Consider the following 8,868-nt stretch of genomic DNA (forward strand, 5'->3'; position numbering starts at 1 on the left):
GCGCTGATGATACTCCTTCCGGCTGGCGTTTAGGACTTCTGCACGCGTCCGAAGATCTCGCTCAGGGTTCCCTTCTGGAACTTCTGGGTCAGGCCGCCGGCCGGGATCTGCTCCGTGTCCGAGGTCGGGTAGCCCATCTCGCCCTGCTCGAAGCCGCGCTTGCCCCAATCGTCGAAGATCTTGCCGTGCATGATGAAGTGCGCGCCGGTCTTCGGGGACCAGTAGATGTTGCCGTGCTCGAACTCCTGGAAGGCGCCGCCCTTGATCTTGATCTCGTCGCTGGTCGGGAAGCCTAGGCCGGTGGTCGCGCCGCCCATCTCCTTGTACTTGGCGCCGATGGCGCCGTGGACGATGTGGTGGGAGTTGTCCGGGTTGCGGGTCAGGACGCCGTTCTCGAACTCCTGCTGGAAGCCACCGTTGACCTCCTGCGGCGCGGAGGTCGGGTACTTGAGATCCCCGCCTTCCCAGCCGTTCTTACCCCAGGCATCGACCATGTCCTTCGGGATGGCATAAGCGCCGGTCTTGGCGGTCCAGTAGATGGAGCCGTTCTCAAAGTGAACGAAGCGGCCGCGCTGGTCCGGGGTCTTTTCCTCGTTGGTCAGCGGGAAGCCCAGCCAGGAGCCCGGGCCACCCATCTCGCTGTAGCGAGCGTTGATGCGGCCGACCAGCGCCTTGGCGCCGGTCTCCGGGGACCAGTACGCGGTGCCCGCGCTGAAGTCCTGGGCCTTGCCGTTATCGCCGGCGTCGTATTCGTTGTTGACGCACTCACCGATGGTGCCGGACTTGGTGGCCTCACCGATGGCGCCGATGGCCTGGCAGTCCGCCCCGCGGTCTTCCTTGGGGATGGCCAGGGCGTCCGCGATGGACGGCCAGGCCTGCTGCATTTCGAACTGCCAGTATTCCCAGCTGTGGACGCCGGACGGGCGGAAGTGCGCCTCCGGCTCCACGCCGGCGCGCTTGGCGTAGTCCATGAAGGTCCCGCCGGACATGCGGGAGATGGTCTCCAGACCGATACCGGCCATGTTGGCCGGGCCCTTGGCGACGGACTCGGGGTTGCCGAAGTCATCCTTGCCCGAGCCGGCGGAGATGTAGACCTTCATGTCCTTCAGGTTTTCGATGCCCAGCTTCGGATCGTGGTCGATCCAGTCCTGGGAGCCCGGCGGGCCCCACATGGCGTCCGAGTTGTACCCGCCGGCGTCCATCTGCGCGGCGCGGATGGCCGCCGGCATGCCGCTGCTGGTGGTGTCCAGGTAGCCGGAGAAGGAGCCCACGAAGTCGAACAGGTGCGGGTTGCGCTCGGCCAGGTTGACCGCGGCAGTACCGCCCATGGAGATACCCGTCACGGCGCGCTTGCGGTTGGAGCGGTACTCGTTGTCCAGGATCGGCACGAGTTCCTGGGTCAGGAAGGTCTCCCACTTGTAGTGGGTGCCGTTGTCCGGGCGCTGCCAGTCGGCGTAGAAGGAGGACTCGCCGCCCACCGGCATGATCAGGTTGACGTTGCGGTCTGCGTACTGGTTCAGGATGTTGGTCTCGATGGTCCAGCCGGACTCGTCGTCGCGGGCGCGCAGGCCGTCCAGGGCCCAGACCTCCGGGAAGGTGGCCTCCGGGTTGGAGTACCAGTCACGCGCCAGCTGGATCTGGACCTTCTGCAGCTTGTCCGGCATGGCCGCGGACTTGATGTAGACCATCAGGTGGCGGTTGGTCAGGTATTCCACGCGCTCGATATCCACGCCCTCCGGCAGGCCTTCGACCTCCGGGTAGGTGGTGTCAATCGGGGTGCGCTTCGGCGGCGCCGAGGGGGCGAAAGAATCCGACAGGCTCGACCCGGACGAGGAGGAGCTGAGATCCCCCAGGCCCTGCTGGGCGGTGGCGTTAGGCAGCAGGGCGATGCCGACGGCCAGCGCCGTGGGCAGAGCCGCGGCGGCCAGCCCCCGGCGGGTACGAGTCTGGTACGTGTTGCGCGCCTGGCGCGGGGAGGACTTCGGAGCGGATGTGCGCATGGAGGTATCCTTGACGTTCGACTAGTAGACAGACAGCGATGGAGTCCCAGCCAAAAGAGCCAACGAGGCGGCGCCCGCCGAAAATACGGCTAGCGCACCCGGAAACTCACGCAATCCGAAGGTTCCCCTCCTCCGGAGCACGTACCTGGGTTGTTGTGCGCTCAAGTTTAAGTTCAACTTGAGGCTTTTCCTAGCCGACACGCCCGAAGTCACACTCTTCATCCCGAAATACAAAAATTCCCCGCGCTACGGCTAGCGCGGGGAATTTTAAAGCTCTAGTGCAGATCTACGACCGACTTACCAAGCGTTCATCACATTGAGGACGCGCGGCTTGGTCTTGTCCAGCTGGCGGCCGAACTGGTTCCAGTTGTGCAAGCCGACGTTCGGGTAATCCGTGGTCAGTTTGACGCCGTCGGCGCGGGCCTTGAGCTCGTACAGGCGGGTCGAGACCATGGAGAAGGCCTCCAGCGCGGCGCCCGATGCCTGGTGCTGCGGCAGGTACTTCTCATCGCCCGGGCCCGGGATACCGGAGGCGGCGGAGACGTAGACGTCCTTGCCGCGCAGGCCGGAGGTCAGGTGGAACGGGTCGTTTTCAAAGCGGCGCGGGCTGATCAGGGTGCCGTACATGGCGTTGATGTTGAACCCACCGGCGTCCAGCATGGCTAGGCGCATGAAGGTCTGGGCGCCCGGCAGCGTGGTGGTCAGGTAGCCGGAGAAGGACATAGCCTGACGGAACTGGTTCGGGTGCTTGCTGGCCAACACCATGGCCGAGGTAGCGCCCATGGACAGGCCCGCGATGGAGTTGTTGTTGCGGGCAACGCCGAAGTTGCGCTCCAGGTAGCCGGGGAGCTCCTGGGTCAGGAAGGTCTCCCACTTGTAGTTGACCGGGTTGGTCAGGTCATAGGTGGCCGGGCCTTCCCAGTCGGCGTAGAAGGAGGACTCGCCGCCGACCGGCATGACCAGGGTGATGTTGTGCGGCTCGTAGGTGGCAGCCGCGTTCACGTCGTTGACCCAGGCGTTGGTGCGGTCGGTCGCGCGCAGGCCGTCCAGCAGGTAGAGGCCGGCGTTGCCGCCACGCTTGGCCGGCTGAATCTGGACCGGGATATTGCGGCCCATGGACTGGGACCACACGTCGCAGCGCTGGACCCACCAGCCCACGCGGTCCCAGTCGCAGTGGCCGGTGGCGTCGGCGCGCAGGTAGTCACGCGGGGCGGCTTCTGCCCGCTGCGGGCCAGCCACCGTGAGCATGGTGACGACCATGAGGATGGCCGCGACCACCGCGGTGACCCGGCGGGAGGCGAAAGACGTCAGTGTCATGTCTCTCCTTGCTTTTGTACTTTTTGTTTCAGTTTTTACCGAAGGGTTCCTTCAGTACGTATCGATCGCAAGCAAAGTTGCGTTAACAATCACGATTTTATAACAGTGCCTGAGATTCTAGACGATTACTGTCATTTTGTCTCATTTCGGCAGCTGCCTGGGGACTACCTAAGGTAGTCCTGTGCGTTGTCTGTAAACTGCAACGTCCGCCCGTCGGTCAGGGAGAACTTGATGTTTTCGAAGAACCGCTCCGCATCCAGCGGGTCGCGATAGGTCGCGAAAAGCTTCTGGAAATCCGGGTGCTCGAGGGCCCGGCGGTTCTTAGCGACCTCGTCCTTGTCGTACCACGCGGGCAGCTCATCGATATCCACCGCGGAATCCGCGGCCTGCCAAGTCAGCGGCAGGGACTTGTCGTGGCCAATGCGCCCGTCCTCGATCCGCGGCTGCCGCGCGGCCAGCGGCGTGGCCAGCCCGATATTGTCCAGCACGCGCACGTTCAGCGGCGAATGCATCGAGGACATACCCATGTTGATCAGGTACAGCGTCGGTGGGTCGTTGCGGCTGTCATCGCGCGCCGCGGTCGTCCAGGCATTGTCCTCGATCGAGTCGCCGTCGAGGTAGCGGATAGCCAGCGCGTCGCCGCGCTCGAGGCCGTTAATCGCGTCATCGAAGCCGCGCAGCAGGCGCATGTTCTGGAAGTCCTCCGCGTCCTTCGGCGGGTCTCCCATCTGACGCTTGGTGGCATAAGTCCAGTAGTCGCGCTCGTCGACGATGGAGATTTCCCCCTGGTAGACCTGCCAGTCCACCGGGTGCCCGCGCCAGGCAATAACCACGGCCCAGACCGCAATCCCGGCCACGCCGGCGGCAGCCCAGTAGTCCCGCACCGGCAGCACGAAGACCGGCAGCAGGAGCGCGAAGAGCGGCAGCAGCAGCATGCGCCCGTGCATGAAGTCGCCGCCCACGCGCAGCACGTAGAGCAGGTGGATGAGCGCGCAGATGACCATCAGTGCCACGACGACGGGCTGGCTGCGCACCGCGGAAAAGTGCGCGTCGCCGCGGAACTGGTAGGCGGCCAGCGCCGCCAACACCAGCAGGGGCAGCCAGAGCCAGTAGGGGCCCACGAAGTCGCCGAGGTAGTTGACGCCGGCGCCCCAGGCGGCATCGGCAGCCGACTTGGCCACAGCCGTGTGCGGGGTCAGCAGGCCGTAGTAGCCCATGCGGAAGACCTGGTAGGCCAACGGCAGCGGCAGGGCCGTGCCCAGGATGCCCGCCCAGTGCGCCGGGCGGCGGTGGGCCACCAGCAGGACGATGCCCGTCAGCCCGCCGTAGAGTGCCAACTCCGGGCGCACCAGCCAGGACAGGCCGGCCCAGAAGGCCACCAGGTAGGGGTTGGCCCCGCGCACCCAGCGGGTCAGCAGCCACCACAACACCGCCAGGTAGAAGATGGACAGGCCCCACTCCAAGCCAGAGGTGAAAAAGTCCCGGGCCGGCGGCAGCGCCAGGTAGACCAGCGCGCCGGCGGGCAGGACCAGCGCGCGGGTAGCGTGCCGCCCGCCGGCGTTGTGCACCTGGGCCGTGGCCCACGTGCCGACCACCAGGGCGGCCACGGACAGGGTGATGGCCAGCCACATGGCGATGGCCTCCAGCTGGGCGCCGGTGACCAGGCGACCCAGGTAGATCAGGTACTGCCACAGCGTGGAGGTGTTGGCCTCCACACGCTCCCCCGCGTTGAAGACCGGGCCGTTGCCGGCCAGAAGGTTGCGAACGGTGCGCAGCACGATGAGGCCGTCATCGGCCATCCACCGGCGCTGCCACGCCGCGAAGAAAGTAATCGCCCCGATAGCTACACTGCTGGCGACCACCGAGATCTGGGCCGCGCGAGTACTACCGATTTTTTGCATAACAGAGCAGGTTACCAGCTGGCCCCCAAATTAGATCATCGGGAAAACGTAGACCGCCATGGCAATACAAGCCAGCCAGAGCAGCGCCAGGATCTGCAGGACGCGGTCCTCCAGCGCGATCTCGTCTGGCGCCCCGCCGTGTCCGCGGTCGACGTCCGCGGCGTAGCGCAGGATAGCGATGGTAAACGGCACCATGGAGACTTGGTACCAGATGCCAGCTACACCCTCGGCCTGGCTGGAGAGCTCGAAGCCCCACAGGGTGTAGGACATCACCACGGCCGTGGCCGCCAGGGTCCACACGAAGCGCAGGTAGGTAGGGGTATAGCCTTCCAGCGACTTACGGATCTTCGCGCCGGTGCTCTCCGCCAGCAAGATCTCCGAGTAGCGCTTGCCGGAGGCCATGAACAGCGAACCGAACGCGGCGACCAGCAGGAACCACTGGGACAGCTCGATGCCGGCGGCGACGCCGCCGGCCATCGTACGCAGCATAAAGCCGGAGGAGACCAGCGCGATGTCGATGACCGGCATGTGCTTCCAGCCGAAGCAGTAGCCCAGCTGCAGCGCGATATAGACCGCGATGACCAGCGCCAGTTCCACGCCCGCGGTGGCCAGCAGCGACAGGCCAATGGCGCCGACGATGAGCACCGCCGCCATGACGTAGGCCAGCTGCACCGGCAGCACGCCGGCGGCAATCGGCCGGAAGCGCTTGGTCGGGTGCGCGCGGTCAGCCTCGACGTCGCGGGCGTCGTTGATGAGGTAGATGGAAGACGCGCCCATGCAAAAGACCGCGAAGGCCAGCAGGACGTCCAGCAGCACGCGGCCGTGGAATAGCGCGTCCGCTCCGGCGGCGGCCGGGGCGGCCAGCACGAGCACGTTTTTGACCCACTGCTTGGGGCGCAGGGCCTTGACCATGCCGTCGGCAAGGTTCTTCGGCGGCTTGCGCTTCCGGCCCGTGTCTACGCCGGAGGTGTGAGGCTCCGAGTGAAAGAAGCTCTGGTTGCCGTCATCGTGCGGATGGGCGCTCATGCGGTTTTCCTTTCCAGCCGACTTACAACCTGTGCCGTGGTGGCCCCCAGCAGGGCGCCCACGGCAGTATCAGAGGGATAATGCACCCCAAGCACCATACGCGAAGCCATCATCACCGGCACGCCCAGCCAGAAGCTGCGGTTGCCGGTCACGCGGGCGGCCGCCACGAGGAAGGCCGTGGTCGACGTCGAGTGCGAGGACGGGAAGGACAGGCGCGAGGGTGTTTTCACCCCGACCCGCACGTAGCTGTAGTCCGGGCGGCGCCGTTGCACCACGCGCTTAATCACTACCGATGCCGCGTGCGCGCCAAAGGCCGCCACACCCACCCCGGCCCACTGGCGGCGCCGGGGCTTATCGATGCCCGCTGCCAGCGCCGACAGCGCCATCCAGCCGAGCGCGTGCTCGCCGAAGTGGCTCAGGCCCCGCGCGGTCGGCACAACGCCGGGCGCGTCGAAGGCGACGTCCTGGATGGCCTGGAGGACGTGCGACTCGGCATCGTTAAGCTTTGAAATGCTACTCAAAGATCTTCCTCCAGGATTCGCGGCTGGTCAGCGTCGGCAGGGCGGCGCGGTAGGTGGAACGCAGTTCGTCGAAGTTGTCCTCGATCTCCTTGAGCAGCTCGCGGGTCTGCTTGACTAGGTCTTGGGCCAGCTCGCGGTCGCGCTTGCGGAAGGCCACGCCGGTGCCGCCGGCGGTCGAGACCGTCGCCGAGTCCAGGCGCGACAGCGTGAACCAGCGCGCCTCCTCCGGCGTCAGGTTCAGCTGCGGAGCCGCGTGGTGGGCCGGGTCTTCCTTGCTGGCCAGGTGCTTGATGCTCTTGAACAGCCAGGGCAGCTTCTTGATCTTGCCCAGGCGGCCGCCGATGTTGCGGGTCGGCACGCCCGGCGCGCCCGTCGGGGCCGGCAGTTCGGCCGCCGAGGGCAGGATCTGCGCGTCGGAGTATTGGGAGCGGATCTTGTTAATCCGCGGCAGGGAGGACTCCAGGATGTCGAAGAGCTGATCCGGGCCCGCCAGAAAGTCTCGCATGGCCTCCAGCTGGATGGCCATGGTGGAGTACTCCATGCACATGGTGTGCTTGAGCGTGGACTTGAAGATGGAGCGGGTGATACCGCGCGGGTCGCCGTCGTGGTAGATGGCCGCCACGATCAGGCGGTTGCGCAGGTGGAAATAGGCCTGCCAGTCGATGGCGTCGTCCTTGTCCGCCCAGGCCATGTGCCAGATTGCCGCGCCCGGCCAGGTCACGGTCGGGAAGCCGGCGCGCCCGGCGCGCAGGGAGTACTCGGTGTCGTCCCACTTGATAAACAGCGGCAGCGGCTGGCCCATCTTTTCGGCCACCACGCGCGGGAACAGGCACATCCACCAGCCGTTGTATTCCACGTCGACGCGGCGGTGCAGGGCGCGCGAGTCGTATTTGTTGGGGTCCTTGTGCGACTGGGCATCGCCAATAGCTGAGAGCGGGTACTTGGCGAAGTCGTGGTCGTAGACCGCGTGCGGGGCCGGACCCCACATGAAGTCGGACTTGTTGACCTGCTCGCCGGTGGTGCGCAGCTGGCTGCGCTCCTGCAGGTTAAGCATCTGGCCGCCGACAATGATGGGGCGCGCCGCGTAGCGGGCCGCCTGCACCGCGCGCAGGATGGAGTCCGGCTCGATGGCGATGTCGTCGTCCATGTAGAGGATAAACGGCGAGTCGGTGTTCTCGATGGCCTCGAACATGATGCGGGAATACCCACCGGAGCCGCCCAGGTTGCCCTGGCGGAACTCGCGGAAGCGCTCGCCGAAGTGGGCGACGGCCGCGTCGTAGCCCGGCTCATCCGCTGGGTGCTGGTTGCCTTGGTCCGGCATGAGCACGTAGTCGATGATGCCGTCGACGACCGGGTCCTCGGCCAGCGCCTGCAGTGCCGCCACCGCATCGGTCGGGCGGTTAAAGGTCGGGATGCCCACCGCCACGCGCTTGTCCGCGGCCGGCTGGGTGGTGCCGTCGGGCAGCACCTGCTCGCCCGGGGCGTGCGGGGCGCACCAGGCGACCTGGGACAGTTCGGTCTCGGTCTCGGCGGTCACGTCGAACCACAGCCAGCCGCCATCCTCGAAGTTCTTCAGCGGCAGCTCGAAGTGGTGCTCGCCGTCCTCGACCAGGTGGTTGGCCACGCCGATGCGCTGCCCGTTTTCCTTGGAGCGGTACACCGAGACATTCGCCTGTCCCTTAACGTGCAGCGATAGGACGATGGAGTCCAGCTGCGACCAGCGGCGCCAGTAGGACGCTGGGAAGGCGTTGAAGTAGGTCTCGAAGGAGACCTCCTCGCCGGCCGGGATGGTCAGGGTGGTGCGGTCGTGCCAGCTCAGGCGCTGGCGGTTCTGCGGAGACTCAATGAGGTAGAGCATACGCACGTCGTTCGGCTCGCCGCGCTTGGGCAGCAAGACGCGTTGCACTGCTTCAAATTCCTGGGGGTAAGTCACGATGGCTTCTTTTTCTCCAAACGTTTTTTACACTCTTCTAGCGTGTAAGGGTAGTGCCCCCAGCCGCCCAGCACGTTCTCACACACGGTCATGGGTCGGAATTCACAGCCGCCCGCCCGGATCCGGAAGGCGCACAAAAGCCCCGCCGCCGCCCCGGTTTTCCCGGGGCG

Annotated in this window: 6 protein-coding genes; all 6 read right to left on the bottom strand. The window is 65.9% G+C overall.

Features of this window, described 5'->3' with window-relative positions:
* Window positions 1-29 precede the first annotated feature (29 nt).
* The 6 genes from HMPREF3067_RS06720 to HMPREF3067_RS06745 all read right to left on the bottom strand — a co-directional run bounded on the left by HMPREF3067_RS06720 (window position 30) and on the right by HMPREF3067_RS06745 (window position 8,698).
* Window positions 30-2,000 (bottom strand): alpha/beta hydrolase-fold protein, encoded by a 1,971-nt coding sequence (locus HMPREF3067_RS06720; protein ID WP_070768959.1) that lies wholly within the window; start codon window positions 1,998-2,000, stop codon window positions 30-32.
* A gap of 297 nt (window positions 2,001-2,297) precedes the next feature.
* Window positions 2,298-3,317 (bottom strand): alpha/beta hydrolase, encoded by a 1,020-nt coding sequence (locus HMPREF3067_RS06725; protein ID WP_070768960.1) that lies wholly within the window; start codon window positions 3,315-3,317, stop codon window positions 2,298-2,300.
* A 164-nt stretch (window positions 3,318-3,481) separates the two neighbouring features.
* A complete protein-coding gene (gene zomB, locus HMPREF3067_RS06730) occupies window positions 3,482-5,218 on the bottom strand; it encodes an arabinofuranosyltransferase AftB family protein (RefSeq protein WP_070768961.1) in 1,737 nt (578 codons plus the stop codon).
* Window positions 5,219-5,248: 30 nt separating this feature from the next.
* Window positions 5,249-6,244, bottom strand: coding sequence for a decaprenyl-phosphate phosphoribosyltransferase (locus tag HMPREF3067_RS06735; protein WP_070768962.1), 996 nt, complete (start codon window positions 6,242-6,244; stop codon window positions 5,249-5,251).
* Window positions 6,241-6,765, bottom strand: coding sequence for a phosphatase PAP2 family protein (locus HMPREF3067_RS06740; protein ID WP_070768963.1), 525 nt, complete (start codon window positions 6,763-6,765; stop codon window positions 6,241-6,243). The genes HMPREF3067_RS06735 and HMPREF3067_RS06740 overlap by 4 nt, the downstream gene beginning before the upstream one ends.
* Window positions 6,758-8,698 (bottom strand): glycosyltransferase, encoded by a 1,941-nt coding sequence (locus HMPREF3067_RS06745; protein ID WP_246819260.1) that lies wholly within the window; start codon window positions 8,696-8,698, stop codon window positions 6,758-6,760. Before HMPREF3067_RS06745 ends, HMPREF3067_RS06740 begins: the two co-directional genes overlap by 8 nt.
* Window positions 8,699-8,868 lie beyond the last annotated feature (170 nt).

It is taken from the genome of Corynebacterium sp. HMSC04H06, from assembly GCF_001815935.1.
In the GTDB taxonomy this organism is placed as follows: domain Bacteria; phylum Actinomycetota; class Actinomycetes; order Mycobacteriales; family Mycobacteriaceae; genus Corynebacterium.

What these genes read in the sequence shown, in the direction of transcription:
- zomB (WP_070768961.1), bottom strand. Translation starts at nt 5,218, where the DNA reads ATGCAAAAAATCGGTAGTACTCGCGCGGCCCAGATCTCGGTGGTCGCC.
- HMPREF3067_RS06735 (WP_070768962.1), bottom strand. Translation starts at nt 6,244, where the DNA reads ATGAGCGCCCATCCGCACGATGACGGCAACCAGAGCTTCTTTCACTCG.
- HMPREF3067_RS06720 (WP_070768959.1), bottom strand. Translation starts at nt 2,000, where the DNA reads ATGCGCACATCCGCTCCGAAGTCCTCCCCGCGCCAGGCGCGCAACACG.
- HMPREF3067_RS06725 (WP_070768960.1), bottom strand. Translation starts at nt 3,317, where the DNA reads ATGACACTGACGTCTTTCGCCTCCCGCCGGGTCACCGCGGTGGTCGCG.